The 18,012-nt window shown below is 66.6% G+C and carries 12 protein-coding genes; 11 read left to right on the top strand and 1 reads right to left on the bottom strand.

The features are described from left to right. Positions 1-3: 3 nt before the first annotated feature. The 10 genes from otnI (at position 4) to QW845_RS09440 (ending at position 15,346) form a co-directional block, all read left to right on the top strand. Positions 4-786, top strand: a complete 783-nt coding sequence (gene otnI, locus QW845_RS09485) for a 2-oxo-tetronate isomerase (protein ID WP_315801324.1) — start codon at positions 4-6, stop codon at positions 784-786. Beyond that, positions 783-2,060 carry a 3-oxo-tetronate kinase gene (otnK, locus tag QW845_RS09480; RefSeq protein WP_315801323.1) on the top strand — a complete coding sequence of 426 codons (1,278 nt, stop codon included), beginning with the start codon at positions 783-785 and terminating at the stop codon, positions 2,058-2,060. The genes otnI and otnK overlap by 4 nt, the downstream gene beginning before the upstream one ends. 259 nt (positions 2,061-2,319) lie before the next feature. Further along, positions 2,320-4,347, top strand: a complete 2,028-nt coding sequence (locus QW845_RS09475; RefSeq protein WP_315801322.1) for a methyl-accepting chemotaxis protein — start codon at positions 2,320-2,322, stop codon at positions 4,345-4,347. A 542-nt stretch (positions 4,348-4,889) separates the two neighbouring features. After that, on the top strand, positions 4,890-6,593 hold the full coding sequence (locus tag QW845_RS09470; protein ID WP_315801321.1) for a methyl-accepting chemotaxis protein: 1,704 nt from the start codon (positions 4,890-4,892) through the stop codon (positions 6,591-6,593). A 69-nt stretch (positions 6,594-6,662) separates the two neighbouring features. Next, complete coding sequence (locus QW845_RS09465) at positions 6,663-8,267, top strand: ABC transporter substrate-binding protein (protein WP_315801320.1); 1,605 nt, start codon at positions 6,663-6,665, stop codon at positions 8,265-8,267. A 317-nt stretch (positions 8,268-8,584) separates the two neighbouring features. Next, positions 8,585-10,291: a methyl-accepting chemotaxis protein gene (locus QW845_RS09460; protein ID WP_315801319.1), complete on the top strand. Its 1,707-nt coding sequence runs from the start codon at positions 8,585-8,587 to the stop codon at positions 10,289-10,291. Between the two features lie 471 nt (positions 10,292-10,762). Further along, a complete protein-coding gene (locus tag QW845_RS09455) occupies positions 10,763-12,454 on the top strand; it encodes a methyl-accepting chemotaxis protein (protein WP_315801318.1) in 1,692 nt (563 codons plus the stop codon). Between the two features lie 347 nt (positions 12,455-12,801). Further along, the gene (locus tag QW845_RS09450; protein ID WP_315801317.1) at positions 12,802-13,767 is read left to right on the top strand and encodes an MBL fold metallo-hydrolase; all 966 of its coding nucleotides are present in this window, start codon (positions 12,802-12,804) and stop codon (positions 13,765-13,767) included. A gap of 39 nt (positions 13,768-13,806) precedes the next feature. Further along, positions 13,807-14,895: a J domain-containing protein gene (locus QW845_RS09445; RefSeq protein WP_315801316.1), complete on the top strand. Its 1,089-nt coding sequence runs from the start codon at positions 13,807-13,809 to the stop codon at positions 14,893-14,895. A gap of 112 nt (positions 14,896-15,007) precedes the next feature. After that, positions 15,008-15,346 carry a hypothetical protein gene (locus tag QW845_RS09440; RefSeq protein ID WP_315801315.1) on the top strand — a complete coding sequence of 113 codons (339 nt, stop codon included), beginning with the start codon at positions 15,008-15,010 and terminating at the stop codon, positions 15,344-15,346. Positions 15,347-15,361: 15 nt separating this feature from the next. On the opposite strand, the gene QW845_RS09435 is transcribed toward QW845_RS09440, so the two are convergent. Beyond that, complete coding sequence (locus QW845_RS09435; RefSeq protein ID WP_315801314.1) at positions 15,362-16,873, bottom strand: acetyl-CoA acetyltransferase; 1,512 nt, start codon at positions 16,871-16,873, stop codon at positions 15,362-15,364. Between the two features lie 179 nt (positions 16,874-17,052). Here QW845_RS09435 and yghU point away from each other — a divergent pair, with 179 nt between their 5' ends. Next, the gene (gene yghU, locus QW845_RS09430) at positions 17,053-17,928 is read left to right on the top strand and encodes a glutathione-dependent disulfide-bond oxidoreductase (RefSeq protein WP_315801313.1); all 876 of its coding nucleotides are present in this window, start codon (positions 17,053-17,055) and stop codon (positions 17,926-17,928) included. Positions 17,929-18,012: the final 84 nt, after the last annotated feature.

The following is an 18,012-nucleotide window of genomic DNA, read 5'->3' as shown; positions in this document are numbered from 1 at the left end:
ACCATGCCCCGCTTCGCCGCCAATCTCTCGATGATGTTCACCGAGCATCCGTTCCTCGATCGCTTTGCGGCGGCCGCCAAGGCCGGCTTCACCGCAGTGGAATTCCTGTTTCCCTATGATCATCCGGCCGAGGAGGTCGGCAAGCGGCTTGATGACAACGGCCTGACTCAGGCGCTGTTCAACCTGCCGCCCGGCAATTGGGATGCCGGCGAGAAGGGCTTTGCCGCACTGCCGCACCGTTTCGATGATCTCAAGGCGAGCCTCGAGACGGCGCTGCCTTACGCCAAGGCCACCGGCGTGAAGCGGCTGCATCTGATGGCCGGCATCGCCGATCGTCATGATGCGAAAGCCGTGGAGGCGTACACCAAGTCGGTCGCCTGGGCGGCGGAGTTCTTCGCGCCCCACGGGCTCGATGTCGTGATCGAGCCGATCAATTCGCGCAACGTGCCCGGCTACTTCCTCAACGATTTCGGCTTCGCCCGCGATCTCATCCGCGAGCTGAAGATTCCCAATCTCAAGCTGCAGTTCGACATCTATCACTGCCAGATCATCCACGGCGACGTCACGATGCGGCTGCGCGAGATGATGGACATCATCGGCCACATCCAGATCGCCAGCATTCCCTCGCGCAACGAGCCTGACAGCGAGGAGCTCAACTATCCGTTCCTGTTCGCCGAGCTCGACCGGCTCGGCTATGCCGGCTTCGTCGGCTGCGAGTACAATCCGCGCGGTCGCACCGAGGACGGGCTCGGCTGGTTCGCGCCCTACAAGGGAGTGAAGCCGTGACCTTGAAGCTCGGCTGCATCGCCGACGACTACACCGGCGCCTCCGACCTCGCCAATACCCTGACCCGCGCCGGCCTGCGCACGGTGCAGACCATCGGCGTGCCGGCTGATGACCTCACGCTGCCGGAGGTCGATGCCGTCGTGGTCTCGCTGAAGAGCCGCTCGATCGAGGCCTCGCTCGCCGTGGCCCGCTCGCGCGAGGCCGATACATGGCTGCGCGCGCGCGGCGCTGACCACGTGCTGTTCAAGATCTGCTCGACGTTCGACTCCACCGACGCCGGCAACATCGGTCCCGTCATGGATGCGCTCGCCGGCGATGCCGGCGACACGATCGTGCTGGTGACCCCGGCTTTCCCGGAGACGAAGCGGACCGTCTATCAGGGCAACCTGTTCGTCGGCTCCGTGCCGCTCAACGAGAGCCCGCTCAAGGACCATCCGCTCAACCCGATGCATGACGCCAACCTGGTACGCGTGCTGGCGCGCCAGAGCCGGCGGAAAATCGGCCTGGTCGATCTCGCCGCCGTCGTGCACGGGCCCGAGGCGATCGGCCGCCGGCTGCAGGAGCTGGCCGGGCAGGGCATGGGCGCGGCGATCGTCGACGCCGTCTTCGATGCCGACCTGACCGCGATCGGTGCGGCCGCCTTGAAGAGCCGGGTCTCCGTCGGCGCGTCCGGCATCGGGCTCGGGCTGGCACGCGCGCTGGTCGAGACCGGGCAGGTTCATTCCCACGGCTTGGCGCATCACGCCGATGCCCCCGTCGGCGGCCTGGCCGCCTGCCTCGCCGGCAGTTGCTCTCAGGCGACCTTGCAGCAGATCGCGCAGGCCGAGACCATCATGCCGGTGCTGCATCTCGATGCGGCGGGCCTGGTCGCAGGCCCGGACGAGGCGCGGCGAGCGCTCGCCTGGGCGCGTGAGCGCGTCGCCAAGGGACCCGTGCTGATCGCCTCCAGTGCGACGCCGGATCAGGTCAGCGCGCTGCAATCCAGGCACGGCCGCGAGGCGGCGGGGCACGCGATCGAGCAGGCGATGGCCGATCTCGCCGCGGGGCTGATCCAGGCCGGCGTGCGGCGGTTGATCGTCGCAGGTGGCGAGACCTCCGGCGCCGTCGTCGACAGGCTCAGGATTCCCGGCTTCCTGGTCGGTCCGGAGATCGCGGCCGGCGTGCCGGTGCTTCGCGCGATCGGCGCCGAGGCGGGCGACATGCTGCTGGCGCTGAAGTCCGGCAATTTCGGCGGTCCGCAGTTCTTTGCCGATGCGCTCGGGCTGATGCGATAGCTGCGCATCGGGCGTGTGCCGGATTTTGGAACGACGTGCAGGGCCTCGGTCCTGATCTCATCATCTGCTTAGTTTGTGAGCCGTCGCTCGGCGCGGCAGCGCCGTCGTGCCGCCGTAAGCATCGGGACGCACACAGAAAAAGCAGAAGTTTTTTGCGTGTATTGCCCGACAACTCCCGTAAATTAACGGTCTCTAGGGACCTCACCGCTATACCTCCGGTACGGACCGTCGCGTGACGCGTCCATCTGTGGGTAGGGCAATGAAACTGAATCGGATCGGCTACAAACTCGGGCTTGCTGGCGCCATCGGCGCATCTCTCGCGGTCGGCATGATCGCTAATCAGTTGATGGCGGAAAGAGCGGTCAACCACGCCAATCAGCAGGCCGAGCGCGCGCGGCGCGTGGTCGAGAGCGTGCTGTCGGCCAGCATCAACATGCAGCAGACCCAGCTCGGCGGCCGTTCGGCGCGGCTGGCGCGTGCGCCGGCCGAGGCAGAGAAGGCAGCCGCCGACATTCAGCAGTTCTCGACCGCGATGGTGACCGACATCGACGCCGCGCTCGGCAACGTATCGACCGCCGACAATCGCGCCCGGCTGACCCGGATCAAGGAGCTGATGACGAGCTATGCCGCGGGAGCGGTCGATCTCGCCGAGGCGCAGAAGAAGTTGCTGACGCAGATCGAGAAGCGCAGTGCGGTCTCCAACGAGTGGAACACCAGCCTGAAGGCGCTGCTCGCCTCGCCGTCGCTGCCGAACCTCGCCTTCCGCGAGCGGGTCGAGCGCCAGCTTCACGCCGCCGATGCCAAGTTGAACTACATGCGGTCGCAGGCGTGGCGGTTCGGCATGACTGGCGACGCCGCGACGATCCTGACCGTGAAGCAGACGGTGCCGGGGCTGAAGAGCTCGCTGACCGATGCCCGTATGCTCGCCGACAACCGCGAGATCCAGGCCACGATCACCAAGCTCAATGGGCTCGCCTCCGACTTCGTCGCCGCGAACGACGAGGTGGTGAAGACCGAGGGGATCAAGGAGGCCGTGCTGCGCGACCGCACGCTCATCTATCTCGGCGAGGCCGGCGAGCTGATGTCCTCCGCCATCCAGGACGCGCGCGCGCGCAACGCGAGCGCTCGGTTCGAGGCAGACCAGGTCGCCGCGCAGGCGAGCTATATCACGCTGTTTGTCGGATTGGCGGTTCTGTTGTCGGTGATCGGTTCGGTCGTGTTCTCGTTCCTCGGGATCGCGCGGCCGCTGACGCGGCTCAACGCGGCGCTTGGCGAGATGGCGCGCGGCCGCCTCGACATCGCCATTCCCGGTGCATCGCGGGGTGACGAGATCGGCGATCTCGCCAAGACCGTCACGGTGATCCGTGGCAATGCCGAGGAAAAGGCGCGCGCCGAGGCCGAGGAAAAGAGCGCGCAGGACGCGATCACGGCGCGCCAGCGCAAGGCCGACATGCAGCGGCTGGCCGAGCAGTTCGAAGCCGCGGTCGGCGAGATCGTGAACACCGTCTCGTCGGCCTCGAGCCAGCTCGAGCAGTCCGCCACCACGCTGACCCAGGCCGCGACGCGCTCGCAAGGCTTGACGACGGCGGTTGCGTCTGCCTCGGAGGAAGCCACGACCAACGTCCAGTCGGTGGCGTCTGCGACCGAGCAGATGGCCTCGTCGGTCACCGAGATCAGCCGCCAGGTGCAGGAATCGGCGCGCATCGCCAACGACGCCGTCGGCCAGGCCCGCACCACGACCGGGCGCGTCAGCGAGCTGTCCAAGGCCGCCACCCGCATCGGCGACGTCGTCGAGCTGATCAACACCATTGCCGGCCAGACCAACCTGCTGGCGCTCAACGCCACCATCGAGGCGGCGCGCGCGGGCGATGCCGGCCGCGGCTTTGCGGTCGTCGCCTCCGAGGTCAAGGCGCTGGCGGACCAGACCGCGAAGGCGACCGGCGAGATCGGCCAGCAGATCTCGAGCATCCAGGTCGCGACGCAGGAGTCGGTCAGCGCCATCAAGGAGATCTCCTCCACGATCGAGAAGCTGTCGGAAATCTCCTCGACCATCGCAGCCGCCGTCGAAGAACAGGGCGCGGCGACGCAGGAGATTTCGCGCAACGTCCAGCAGGCGGCGCATGGCACGCAGCAGGTCTCGTCCAACATCGCCGATGTCGAGCGCGGCGCGGCCGAGACCGGGTCGGCCTCGGCCCAGGTGCTCTCAGCGGCACAGGCGCTGTCCGGCGACAGCAATCGTCTCAAGCAGGAGGTCGCGAGCTTCCTCGGCTCGGTGCGGGCGGCATAACGCTGGGCCGCGGAAGCGGCCAACTCCTGGTCGCGCAGGGGATTGGAAGGCCGGAGCATCGAACGCTCCGGCCTTTTGCGTTTTCTGACCCAACGTTTTCTGACCCAACAGAGACACTCCGCGGCCCCGTTGCCTGCGGCTTTTCTGTTCGCGTTGCATTTGCGCCGGAAAAACTAACCTGCGTAGTCAATCTGCGTTTTTAACTTGTGTTAAGAGTCGGCGTGTAAGGTCTGGTCATTCGCGGCCAACGCGCAGTCGGGCTCCACGGGCAAACGGTGCTTCTCTCACGTGGTCGCACCACATGAGACGACGCGTCGCACGGCCAGGCCGGAGCGCGTTACCGATCTGGACGGGCAACGATCATTTTCGATCGCTGCTCCGTATTCGTACGGACATCGTCTTAACCAGACTTAATATTCGGTTCCGTAGCTTCCACGCGTGGGCTGCGGGCCCGTTTGCGTGCATACGAGGGCGAGCCCACGCCCGTCGCCGTGATCTGTCCCCGAGCGCCCCAAGCATGAGTTGCGCCCGTGGAGACTGAAATGTCGTTTGCAATGCCTCATCGCCTCAAGCTCACCATCGGTATCAAGATCTATGCCCTGATCGGTCTGAGCTTCCTCGGCCTGATCGGTCTGACCGCCTTCAATTCCCGTGAGCTCGCCGCGGGCCTCAAGCAGCAGAAGCAGCTCGAGCTGCGGCATCTGACCGAGCTCGCGCTCGGCATCTTTGCCGAAGAGCATGCGGCCGCGCAGAAGGGGACGATCTCGGTCGCTGACGCGCAGAAGCGCGCGCTCGAGCGCGCCTCCCAGCTGCGCTATGGCGGAAACGAGTATTTCTTCGTCACCGACATGACCGCGAAGATGCTGATGCATCCGATCTCGACCAAGCTGGTCGGGCAGGATGTCGCGGACATGAAGGATCCGAATGGCAAGAAGCTGTTCATCGAGATGATCGACGTGGTCCGCCAGCATGGCCGCGGCTTCGTCGACTACGATTGGCCGAAGCCCGGCTCCGAGACGCCGCAGCCCAAGCTCACCCATGTCGCTGGCTTCGCACCCTGGAATTGGCTGGTCGGGACCGGCGTCTATATCGATGACCTCTCGGCGCAGGCCTGGGCCTCGACGCGGCAGTCGTTGATGGCCGCGGGAATCGTGCTGCTGGTCCTGCTCGTCGTGTCGACGATCGTCGGGCGTGGCATCACCAGCCCGCTGCATCGCATGACCAGCGCGATGAAGAGCCTCGCCGGCGGCCGTCTCGACGTCGAGGTGCCCGGCGTGGGACGCGGCGACGAGATCGGCGAGATGGCCGGCGCCGTCGAGGTGTTCAAGAGCAATGCGGTCGCACGTCACGCGCTGGAAGCGGAGCAGAAGGAAGCCGAGCAGCGGGCGCTGGCCCGCCGCAAGGCCGACATGCACAAGATGGCCGACGACTTCGAAAGCGCCGTTGGCGAGATCGTCGAGACGGTCTCGTCGGCGTCGTCCAGACTGGAAGTGTCGGCGGATACCTTGAGCAAGACGGCGGTCCGCGCCGGCGAGCTCGCAACCACGGTGGCGGCCGCGTCGGAGGAAGCGTCCACCAACGTGCAATCCGTCGCCTCGGCCACCGAGGAGATGACGTCCTCGGTCACCGAGATCGGCCGCCAGGTGCATGAATCGGCGCGCATGGCCAACGAAGCAGTCGAGCAGGCGAAGAAGACCAACGAGCGGGTGAGCGAGCTGTCGCGCGCGGCGAGCCGCATCGGCGACGTGGTCGAGCTGATCAACAGCATTGCCGGGCAGACCAATCTGTTGGCGCTGAACGCCACCATCGAGGCGGCGCGGGCCGGCGAGGCGGGGCGGGGCTTTGCCGTCGTCGCCGCCGAGGTCAAGGCGCTGGCGGAGCAGACCGCCAAGGCGACCGACGAGATCGGCCAGCAGGTGGCCGGCATCCAGACCGCGACGCAGGAATCGGTCGCTGCGATCAGGCTGATCTCCGGCAGCATCGAGCGGTTGTCGGAGGTGTCCTCGACGATTGCCGCAGCGGTCGAAGAGCAGAACGCCGCGACCAAGGAAATCTCGCGCAACGTGCAGCAGGCGGCGCACGGCACGCAGCAGGTCTCCGTCAACATCACCGACGTGCAGCGCGGCGCCACCGAGACCGGCTCGGCCTCGACCCAGGTGCTGGAGGCGGCGCAGGGGCTGTCGACAGACAGCAACCGCCTCAAGCGCGAGGTCAGCCGCTTCCTCGAGACGGTCCGCGCGGCCTGACAGGCCCGCGGCAATCTCATCAGCTCACAACGATCCGACCAGCGTGTCTCAACGAGTTCGAATCCCGACATGATGACCTTCCTTGACCTCCGGCCCCGCCACGAGATGGTGAACCGGACGCGATCGTTCGCGACTTCCTCGGCGATCATTCTCACCCTCATGCTCACGACCTCGGTCGGTGCCGCGCCGGGCGACAACCTCGCCGTCGTGCGCGACCTCGGCGGCAGGATCGGTCCCGCCATCGGGGCGGCCCTTGCCTGCAGCGATATCCCTCGGCCGCGGATCCAGGCCATCATCGGCAAGTTCCAGGCCGTCATCCGGGAGGCGTCGAACAACGACGGCGATCGCAACGAGCTGACGCGCCAGTTCGACCGCTCCATCGCCGACGGTCGCGCGGCCGTGGCGAGTGGCCGCCAGGACTGCCGGCGGGCCGAGCTCCAGCTTGCCGACATCGAGCGATCGACGGGCACACCGGCGATGGCGGCCGGCGCGCTGCGGGACCCGACGCTCTCCGTCGCTGCGACGGGGGCAACGAGTGCCGTGGCTGCTTCGGCGGTTCGCGGCATCACGGAGCGCGACATCACGTTCGGCAGCGTCTTGCCGCTGTCGGGCGCGAACAAGGAATCGGGCCGCCTGCTCAAGGTGGGCATCGAAGCCGCATTCAACCGCGCCAACGAAGCTGGCGGGGTCAATGGCCGAATGCTCAGGCTCGCCGTGGCCGATGACGGCTATGACCCGAACCGCACGCTCGATGCCATGAAGCAGCTCTACGAGAAGGAGCACGTATTCGGCTTCGTCGGCAGTTTCGGGACCGCGACGGCGGCCGTCGCAATTCCATATTCGCTGGAGCGTAGGATGCTGTTCTTCAGCCCCTATACCGGTGCGAACGTCTCGCGTCATGATCCGCCGGACCGCTACGTCTTCAACTATCGTCCGAGCTATTCGGAAGAGGCCGATGCGCTGGTGCATTACCTGGTCAAGCTGCGCCGCGTGCCCCCACGACAGATTGCGCTGTTCGCGCAGGACGATTCGTTCGGCGATGCAGGCTTTGCCGGCGTTGCAAAGGCGTTTCGCGTCCTCGGCCTCAACGACGCGGCGATCCTGCGGGTCAACTACACCCGCAACACCGTGGATGTGGAGCCCGCGATCAATCAGCTCAAGACCCAGAAGGTGCCGGTCCGCGCGGTCATCATGGTCGCGACCTCGCGCGCGGCCGCCAAGTTCATCGAGAAGGCGCGCGACGCGCTGCCCGGCGTCCTCTTCGTCAACGTGTCGGCGGTCGGTGCATCGGCGCTTGCCAACGAGCTCATGCTGCTCGGCCCACGCTACGCAGCCGGGGTCGTCGTGACCCAGACCGTTCCCGCCGTCTCCGGCTATTCGAGCGTGGTGCTCGACTACAAGGCCGCGCTGGCGAAGCATTTCCCCGGCGAGCCGCCGGACTACACCTCGCTCGAGGGCTACATCGAGGCGAGCATCCTGGTTCAAGCCCTGAAGCAGGCCGGTCCGCAGCTCGATACCGAGCGGCTGATCGATACGCTGGAGTCGATGCGCAACATCGATCTCGGTCTTGGCGCCTCGCTCAACTTCGGCCCCGCCGAACATCAGGCCTCGCACAAGATCTGGGGCACGGCGCTCGACGAGACCGGTGCCTATCAGCCGATCGAGCTGGAATGATCCGCGGCGCGGCGGAGCGTGAGATGAAGCAGCTTGCCGGCGCCTCCGAGGCGTCGGCGGCCGAGCGCTCACAGCGGCTCCCCATTACCGCGGTCTCCGCTACAGGGAGAGCGGTGCGGTCGCAAATACCATTTGGGGCGGCCGCGCGTATCATTTGATCCGAAATTGTACGGTCGAGAAAATTAAGAATTATTTCGATTCAAGCGCGTGAAGCTCGGTTCACCCAACATCACCGGTGATGCAGGAGCGTCTTCGATTGCGTCCTCGACGTAGTCTCGGCTTCGTTTGACATCATCGGCCTTCATTAGAGGTTGTAGATGTCATTGCTTTCGCGCTTTCGTGTCCTGACCAAGATCCTCGCCATCGTCATGCTGCTGGCCGCCGTGGCTGCCACGATCAGCTGGTTTGCCATCGGCGCGCTGCATGTGGTGGCCGAGGATGCGAGCAAGATGGCGGTAGCGGCCAATCGGGCGCTCAACGCTGCCCGGGCCAACCAGAACGTGATCGCATTGAACCGCGCCGAATTTCGTGCCGCGCTCGACCCGCATGCAGACAATCGCGAGGCGACATTGAAGGTGGTCGAGGAGCAGCGCAAGCTGTTCGCAGAACATTTCGCGGAAGCGTCCAAGACCAATGACGACCAGGCGCGTGCGATGCTCCCCGACGTTCGTACCGCCTATTCGGAGTACGAGAAGGACCTCGAGGACACGTTCCGGGTCATTGGTGCCGGCAAGGATGTCCAGCTCACCGAACAGACCGAGCGCATGCGTGATGCGGCCATGAAGAGCCGCGCGGCGGCCGAGAAGCTCCAGGTCAAGATGAGGCAGGTCGCCGACCGGCTCAACGCGCGCGTCGAGAGTCTCGCGCTTGATGCGGAGCAGCAGTATGAGCAGACCTCGCGCATGCTGATCACGGTCGCGGTCGTCGGCATCTTGCTCGGCTTGGCGCTGGGCTTCGTCATCGGCCAGTTCGGCATCGCCAAGCCGATGCGCGAGCTGGTCGCCGTGCTGCAGCGCATGGCCAGGGGCGAGGAGGTCGTGATCTCCGGCGACGGCCGCGGCGACGAGATCGGCGAGACGGCACAGGCCGTCAACCAGATCAAGCTGATGCTGGCCGAGAAGGCGCAGCAGGAGGCCGAGGCCAAGATCGCGATGGACAAGCTGATGGCCGAGAAGCGCCGCGCCGAGATGCATCAGATGGCCGACGGCTTCGAGCAGGCCGTCGGGCAGATCGTCGGCACCGTGTCGCATGCCTCGACCGAACTGGAGGCGTCGGCCACGTCGCTGAGCTCGACCGCGGCGCGCTCGCAGACATTGGCGACCACGGTCGCCGCCGCCTCCGAGGAAGCCTCGACCAACGTCCAGTCGGTCGCTTCCGCTACCGAGGAGATGGCCTCCTCGGTCACCGAGATCAGCCGGCAGGTGCAGGAGTCCGCGCGCATGGCCAGCGATGCCGTCGACCAGGCGCGGCGGACCAATGATCGCGTCGGCGAATTGTCGAAGGCCGCGACCCGCATCGGCGACGTCGTCGAGCTGATCAACACCATCGCCGGCCAGACCAATCTGCTGGCGCTCAATGCGACCATCGAGGCCGCCAGGGCAGGTGAAGCCGGCCGTGGTTTTGCCGTGGTCGCCTCCGAGGTGAAGGCGCTGGCCGAGCAGACCGCCAAGGCCACCGGCGAGATCGGCCAGCAGATCGGCAGCATCCAGACAGCGACGCAGGAATCCGTTGGGGCCATCCGCGAGATCTCCGGCACCATCGAGAAGCTGTCGGAGATTTCCTCGGCCATCGCCGCCGCGGTGGAGGAGCAGGGCGCGGCGACGCAGGAGATCTCGCGCAACATCCAGCAGGCATCGATCGGCACGCAGCAGGTGTCGTCCAATATCGCCGAGGTGCAGCGCGGTGCCAGCGAGACCGGCTCGGCGTCGTCCCAGGTGCTCTCGGCGGCGCAGATGCTGTCCGGCGACAGCAACCGCCTCAAGCTCGAGGTCGGACGTTTCCTGGACACCGTGCGCGCCGCCTGATCCCGGCGGGCAGATTCCAACGAGACCAGGGCGTAGCCGGGAGGCCGCGCCCTTTTTCGTGGGCCGGTCGGCGCGGATGGCGGGCGAGTCAGTCGGCCAGGCGCGCTCGACCACCGATCGCCTCGGCGAGCTGTCGAGGGCCGCGACCCGCATCGGCGACGCGCTTCCCGCAAACGGTTCGCGCCGCCTGAGATCCCGAGCGGCCAGGAGCGCAACGATCTGTGCGCTCCGTCAACGGCGGCAACATGGATGCGCCGTTCTGTCTGCACTCGTGTGGCGACACACCGGCTACAGGCCTTGCGCGATTTGCAACTGCCATCAATGAGCGCCAGCGCCCGTATTTCAACGGTGGCGGCATTTTATCTTAGGTTAATCGGCGACTGCGACGATCGATGCATCTCTTTGTAACAAAATTAGTCATGCCAGTGCCGGCACGGCTCACGGCCATCATCGTCGATTGAAAGACTCGCCATGCGTAAGAATTTGCCCGTCACCAACGTCGAGTATCCGATCACGGATGACACGCTGATCGTGTCCAAGACCGACACGAAGGGCAAGTTGACCTTCTTCAACCAGGATTTTGTCGACGCGGCCGGCTTCACCGAAGCCGAACTGATGGGGCAGCCGCACAACATCGTGCGCCATCCCGACATGCCGCCTGAAGCCTTCGACAATCTCTGGACCACGCTCAAGGCCGGCCGTCCCTGGGTCGGCGCGGTCAAGAACCGCCGCAAGAATGGCGACTATTACTGGGTGCTGGCGACGGCGTCGCCGATCTGCAAAGACGGCCAAGTCGTCGGCTACACCTCGGTGCGCACCAAGCTGCCCGCCGACCAGCGCGCCGAGGCCGAGCAGGTCTATGCGGCGATTCGCGAAAAGCGGCCACATGGTTACAAGATCGACGACGGCATCGTCCGCCGCCGCTCGGTGTTCGACCATCTCTCGATGTTCGCCGGCACGATCGCGGCAAGGCTGCGAACGCTGGTTGGATTGCAGACACTGTTCCTGCTCGTGCTTGGCGTCATTTCGTTCGGGGAGGGCGGGCTCGCCGGAATGACCGCCGTGGCGATTGCTGCCGCTGGTGTCGTGCTGTGCGGCCTGGTCGGGCTGCGCACGATGAACGTGATCGTGGCGCCGCTCGATCATCTGAACGAGACGATGGAAAGCATCACTCAGGGCAAGCTCGACACCCGCATGCGCATCGAGCGCGACGACGAGATCGGCCGCGCGCTGCGTAACCTGCAGACCGTGCAGACGATGGTGCGGTTCAACGCCAGGGAGCTCGGTGAGCAGGAGCGGCGCGCAGCCGCCTCGCGCAAGCGGGAGATGTCAGAGCTTGCCAACAGTTTCGAAGGCGCCATTGGCAACATCGTCAATACGGTGTCCTCGGCCTCCAGCGAGCTCGAGAGTTCGGCCAATTCGCTGTCGAGCACCGCCGTGCGGGGGCAGGAGCTGTCCACCACCGTCGCCGCGGCCTCCGAAGAGGCGTCGGCCAACGTTCAGGCCGTCGCCTCGGCGACCGAGGAGCTCACCTCGTCGGTCCGTGAGATCAGCCGCCAGGTGCAGGAGTCGGCGCGCATCGCCTCCGATGCGGTCGAGCAGGCCCGCCGCACCAATGATCGCGTCGGCGAGCTGTCGAAGGCGGCGACCCGCATTGGCGACGTCGTCGAACTGATCAACACCATCGCCGGGCAGACCAATCTGCTGGCGCTCAATGCCACCATCGAGGCCGCACGGGCGGGCGAAGCAGGCCGCGGCTTTGCCGTCGTCGCCTCCGAGGTCAAGGCGCTGGCCGAACAGACTGCAAAGGCGACCGGCGAGATCGGCCAACAGATTTCCGGCATCCAGGGGGCCACGCAGGAGTCGGTCGGTGCCATCAGGGAGATCTCGACGACGATCGAGCGGCTGTCGGAGATCGCCGCGACGGTGGCGGCCGCGGTCGAGGAGCAGGGCGCCGCAACCGCCGAGATCTCGCGCAACATCCAGCACGCCGCCGCGGGTACACAGCAGGTGTCCGCCAACATCTCCAACGTCCAGCGCGGCGCGAGCGAGACCGGCGATACCTCGGGGCAGGTGCTCAGCGCCGCGCGCCAGCTCTCCGGTGATAGCCAGCGTCTCAAGCAGGAGGTCAGCCGCTTCCTGCAATCGGTTCGCGCCGCCTGATAGGCATGACGAAGCGGGCGACAGCGGCCGAGATGGGCCGCTGTCCCATTCGATCATCGAACGACACAGCCTGCCGATAGCCGTACGCAGAACCGATGGCGCCCCCGGCGAGCCGCGCCGGCGCGGAACGCACATGCCTGCGCCGTTCGTCAGGCGGCGCCCCGCTCGACGGGATCATCCCCGACCGTTGCAGACTCCCCACACCTGACGCCCCGGCCAGAAAGGCCGTTGTCGCGCCATAATCCCGCTAAGGTGCAGAGGTTAACTTGTGTTAGATATTTATTCAACCAGCGGTACATTTAGTGGCAGGCAATGTGATTGCGAGCGGCCCTTCGCGCAGGACCTTGGTGCTATCGGCTGCGACGGCCGCGGCCGCCCTCGGTCTCGATGCGGGGCTTGCCGTCGTTGCCGCCAAGCCGCGCCGCCGCACTGAGGATCCCGCGCCCGGCTATCGCCGGATCACGATCGGCGAGGCCGAGGTGATCGCCCTTTATGACGGGATCTGGGAAAAGCCGCAGGAGGCCGGCTTCATCGGCAACGCCAGCATCGGCGACGTCAAGCAGGCACTGCGAGCCGCCGGCCTGAGCTCCGCCTTCGTTCCGATCCCGATCTCCACCTTCGTGGTGCGGCTGAAGGGCAAGACCGTGCTATGCGATGCCGGGGGCGGCGGCCAGGTGCAGGGCTACAATTCCGACTCGATCTTCATTTCAGGTCGCATGCTGGACAATCTGAAAGCAGCCGGCATTCGCCCGGAGGACATCGACACCATCCTGATCTCGCACTTCCATCCCGATCACATCTTCGGACTGCTTGGCGAGGACACCAACGCGCCGGTGTTTCCCACCGCCGAGATCATCGTGGCCGCGGCCGAATACAAGTTCTGGACCGACGCATCTCTGACCAGCCGGCTGCCGCCGTGGCGGCAGTCGCTGGCGCGCCGCATCCAGAGCGTGATCCCGGGGTGGAAGAACGTGCTGCCGGTCGAGGGCGAGGACGAGGTGGTGCCGGGCATCCGCTTCGTCAGCGTCCCCGGACATACGCCGGGGCACACCGCCTTTCATCTCAGCTCCGGAGCGGAGCAACTGATGATCTCGGGCGACACCGCCTATGTGCCGGCGTTGTGCCTGCGCCATCCCGAATGGCACGGCGCGTATGACCAGGACGGCCCGGCTGCCGAGGTCAGCCGGCGCAGATTGCTCGATCGTATCGTTGCAGAAAAGATGTTGGTTTGTGGATCTCATTTTCCGTGGGCCGCGTTTGGTAGGCTCACCCGCGATGGCGCCCATTATGCGCTCGACCTGCTCCCCGCGTGATCCCGAACCGGCCTCGGTAGAGAGGCACGGGATCGCACCATGAAGACGCATTACGAGGTGCTCGGCGTATCGCCGCGGGCCGATCTCGACACGATCAAGCGGGCGTTCCGCCTGGCCGCCAAGGCGCACCATCCCGACCTCCGGGGCGGCGCCGATGCGGCGTCGGAGCATCAGCTCAAGATGATCATCGTCGCCTACAACGTGCTGCGCGACCCTGGCCTGCGCGCCGAATACGACGCCGATCTTGCCGCCGAGCGCGATCGCGTCCGCCGCGAGCGCTGGGACGCCATCCTGCAGTTCACCGCGGCGACCGCCGTGCTCAGCGCGATCCTGATCGGCCTCGAGATTCTGCTGTTGCCCTCCGCCGGTGACTGGATGAGCAGGCAGGCGACGCGCTCGATCGTGACACCGTCGCCGCAGGCCCGATCCGCGCCGCAGCGCAAGGTCGCAGGTGAGACCATCCCGGCGCCTGCCGTCCAGGATGCGACCGGAGCCGTGCTGCCGGTGCAGCCCCCGGCGATGGAGGCGCCTGCGCCGCAAGCCGCAGAGCCGGTCGTCCCGGCCGAACCGATGACCGCCGCATCCCTGGTGAAGCGCGCGATGGACCGCAGCCGCCAGGGCGATGTCGAAGGGGCCGTCGCCGATCTCGACGAGGCGATCCGGCTCGCGCCCCGCAATGCCGATCTCTATCGCTACCGCGCCAGGGATCTGGTCCGCATGGGCCGCTTCGACCGGGCGCTTGGCGATTATGAGCGGGCGATCCGGCTCGATCCGAACAACCCGATGCTGTTTCACGATCGTGGACTGGCGTTCCAGCGCAAGGGAGATCTGGACGAGGCCCTCGTCGATCTCGACCACGCCGTGCGCATGGGCTTCAACGATGCCGCGACGTACAGCGACCGCGGCGCGGTGTGGCTGGAAAAGGGAAGCTACGACCGCGCGCTCGCCGACTTCAACCAGGCGCTCAAGCTGGATCCGGAATCGGCGGTTGCGGCCGCGCGGCGGGATGAGGCCGTCGCGCTCAAGCGCGACCGGCAATTGGCGGGCGACAACAGCTCGCCCCCGGCGGCTGAGGAGACCACCGGCACGGTGCCTGCCGACGTGAAGCCCAGGCGAAGTGGGCGCTGACCGCCGGACCGTGATCTGCGCGCCGACATCCAGGACGCGGTGAGCAGCGTTGTGCTCACACCCGCCGGCGCGACCGTTCCCCCCGCGACGGGGTGCGATCCAGGAGCGCGCCATGAGCGTCTACGTGTCCGTCACCGGCTTCCGCCCGCATCGCGGCCTCACTCGGCTGGCGCGATTCTGGTGGCACACGCTGCGCGCCGTCCGCCAGGCGCGCGCCGCTCCCGGAAATCTGCGCGTCGAGCTTCGTCCGGTGAATGGCATCTATCACACGCTGACGGTCTGGACCGACGAAGCCAGCATGCGCGTCTATGTCAGAAGCGGCGCGCACCGGCGCGCCATGATCGGCTTCCGCGACCTCGGCGGCGGCCGAACGCTCGGCTTCGTGGCGGAGCGCGATCCTGATTGGGATACGGCCTATGCACGCTGGCAGCACGAGGCGCGGGAGGTGTGAGGTGACGGAAGCGGACTAATTCGCCCGCCACTCCGGCACGCCATCCGCGGCCATCGTGATCGTGCCGAGCAAGCCGACCGGCGACCTGTCCTGATCCATCAGCCGCGCCAGCGTGGCTGCGTCCTGCGCCGGCACGCGCGCCAGCGTGCGCGCGTCCTGCTCGGTGCGCAGCATCACCACGCCATGCTCAACCTCGCCGTTGCGATCGAACAGCGCGGTGAAGCTCTCGACCCTGCCGCCGCCGCTGGCCTCGCTGACGAACTCCGGCGCGACGGCGCGGTGCCGGTCCGCCTCGGCCTGCACGCTCACCTCCTGTGACAGGGACGACGGCGGCTCGCGCGAGATCACCAGCGCATGATGCTTGGTGACGAAGCCGCCCTGGCCGTACAGCAGGCCGCGCTTGGCGCCGCCGCGCAGCCGCCGCACTATCGCGCAGGCGGCATGCGTCATGTAGGTGTTGAGCGGCGCGCCGAAGAAGGTCAGCCCGCCGGTGACGGTGGGCTCGACGTCGGCGCCGAGGCCGAGGGTTCGCCGTGCCATCTTCGGCACGCAGGGAAAGCAGCTGTAGAGCTCGATGGCGTCGAACGCGGCGCCGCTGCCACCGGCGATGTTCATCGCAGCCCGCAATACAGCGTTCTGCGGATGGCTCTCGGCGAACTGGTCGCGCGTGAGATAGTCGCGCGGATCCTCCGCTGATGCGCCGCCGAGCGGATAGATCATGCGGCTGTCGGCGATGCCGGCGGCGCGCGCCTTGGCGAGGCTGGTCAGGATCAGCGCCGCGCCCATGTTGACCATGGGATTGGCGACCATCAGCTTGGTGTAGGGCCAGGCGATCGGGCGATTGTCGGCCGACGGCGTCGTGATCTCGTCGGGCGCGAAGTGCCGCTTCAGCCAGGCGTTGGGATTGTAGGCGGCGACCGCCGAAAAGCGCGACCACAGCTCGCCGGATTCGGCGAGCGCCTGCCGCGGCGTCTGGCCCCATTTTGCCGCGCTCGCGACCTCGTAGAACGGATAGACCGAGACCGGACGGAACACGCCGAGCTTCACCGCCAGCGGCTTCTGGAATGCGGCGCCGCGCTTCGGCTCCTCGACATCATGGGCGAACGGCGTCCACGGCAGAGTGATGCCGGCACGCTCGGCCTTGGTCGCGGTCGATTGCGCCTCGGCGCCGCAGACCACGGCGACCTCGCATTCGCCGCGCGCGATGCGCAAGGCGGCCTCGTGCAGAAAGCGGATCGGGCTCTCGCCGCCGACCGGACCATAATGGCAGTGCGCCGGCGCGACGCCCAACCGCTGCGCGAGAAGCTGCTCGGGGGCGCGGTAGCGCCAGCTCAGGAAGTTGACGACGTCGAGCGAGCCGGTGTCATGGACGAGCTTGGCGCCCGCGTCATTTTCCGCGCGGCGGATCGCCTGTTCGAGCAGCGCCAGCGGCTCCAGACCGTCGCGAATGTCCTTCGGGCGATCGACGATCTCGCCCACGCCGACGATCACGGGAATGCGGTCGGGGGGCAGGGTAGTTGCAGTCATCGGCGTTTCCAGGAGCGGGCCCATGACGGACCGTCATTGTTGTCTTGTCTCCGTTCTGTCATCGCAGGTTCGACCGCGCAATGCAGAAAATGCTGATGGCGCCCGCGCGCGGTGTGGCTTCCGCTCGACGGCATATGCGCCTAAAACGCTCGCTCCTGACGCTCATGCCGGAGTCTGCCGTGTCCGAACAGAACAGCTATGTGCCGCCCAAGGTCTGGACCTGGAACAAGGCCAGCGGCGGCCGCTTCGCCAACATCAACCGGCCGATCGCAGGTCCGACCCACGAGAAGGAATTGCCTGTCGGCCGTCATCCCTTGCAGCTCTATTCTCTGGGAACGCCGAACGGCGTGAAGGTCACCGTGATGCTCGAGGAGCTGCTGGCGCTGGGCCACAGCGGCGCCGAATACGATGCCTGGCTGATCCGGATCGGCGAGGGCGATCAGTTCGGTTCGGGCTTCGTCGCCATCAATCCCAATTCCAAGATCCCGGCGCTGATGGATCGCAGCGGGCCTGAGCCGATCCGCGTGTTCGAGTCCGGCGCGATCCTGGTCTATCTGGCCGAGAAGTTCGGCGCCTTCCTGCCGACCGAGCCGGCCAAGCGCGCCGAATGCCTGTCCTGGCTGTTCTGGCAGATGGGCGCCGCGCCCTATCTCGGCGGCGGCTTCGGCCACTTCTATGCCTATGCGCCGACCAAGATCGAATATGCCATCGACCGCTTCGCGATGGAGGTCAAGCGCCAGCTCGACGTGCTCGACCGCCGCCTGGCCGAAAGCGAGTATCTCGCCGGCCCCGACTATACCATTGCCGACATCGCGGTGTGGCCGTGGTACGGCGCGCTCGCCAAGGGTTTGCTCTACGAAGGCGGCGAATTCCTCTCGGTGCAGGACTACAGACACGTCCAGCGCTGGACCGACCAGATCGCGCAGCGCACCCCGGTGAAGCGCGGCCGCATGGTCAACCGCGTCTCCGGCGATCCCAAGAGCCAGCTCCACGAGCGCCACGACGCCGGCGATTTCGACACCAAGACGCAGGACAAGATCGGGCAGGGCGGGTAGTTCGGTCGTCGTGTCGTAGGGTGGGCAAAGGCGCGCCTTCCATCATTGTTGGCGTTCACATCTGTGCGACGCGCCGTGCCCACC

The sequence above is a fragment of the Bradyrhizobium sp. SZCCHNS3002 genome, from assembly GCF_032377435.1.
Classification (GTDB): Bacteria; Pseudomonadota; Alphaproteobacteria; order Rhizobiales; family Xanthobacteraceae; genus Bradyrhizobium.
The sequence above is the reverse complement of the archived record's forward strand: the minus strand, read 5'-3'. Positions and strand labels throughout refer to the sequence as shown.

Coding starts and splice junctions, on each gene's coding strand:
- otnI (WP_315801324.1), top strand. CDS start 4: ATGCCCCGCTTCGCCGCCAATCTCTCGATGATGTTCACCGAGCATCCG.
- QW845_RS09475 (WP_315801322.1), top strand. CDS start 2,320: ATGAAACTGAATCGGATCGGCTACAAACTCGGGCTTGCTGGCGCCATC.
- QW845_RS09470 (WP_315801321.1), top strand. CDS start 4,890: ATGTCGTTTGCAATGCCTCATCGCCTCAAGCTCACCATCGGTATCAAG.
- QW845_RS09465 (WP_315801320.1), top strand. CDS start 6,663: ATGATGACCTTCCTTGACCTCCGGCCCCGCCACGAGATGGTGAACCGG.
- QW845_RS09460 (WP_315801319.1), top strand. CDS start 8,585: ATGTCATTGCTTTCGCGCTTTCGTGTCCTGACCAAGATCCTCGCCATC.
- QW845_RS09455 (WP_315801318.1), top strand. CDS start 10,763: ATGCGTAAGAATTTGCCCGTCACCAACGTCGAGTATCCGATCACGGAT.
- QW845_RS09445 (WP_315801316.1), top strand. CDS start 13,807: ATGAAGACGCATTACGAGGTGCTCGGCGTATCGCCGCGGGCCGATCTC.
- QW845_RS09440 (WP_315801315.1), top strand. CDS start 15,008: ATGAGCGTCTACGTGTCCGTCACCGGCTTCCGCCCGCATCGCGGCCTC.
- QW845_RS09435 (WP_315801314.1), bottom strand. CDS start 16,873: ATGACTGCAACTACCCTGCCCCCCGACCGCATTCCCGTGATCGTCGGC.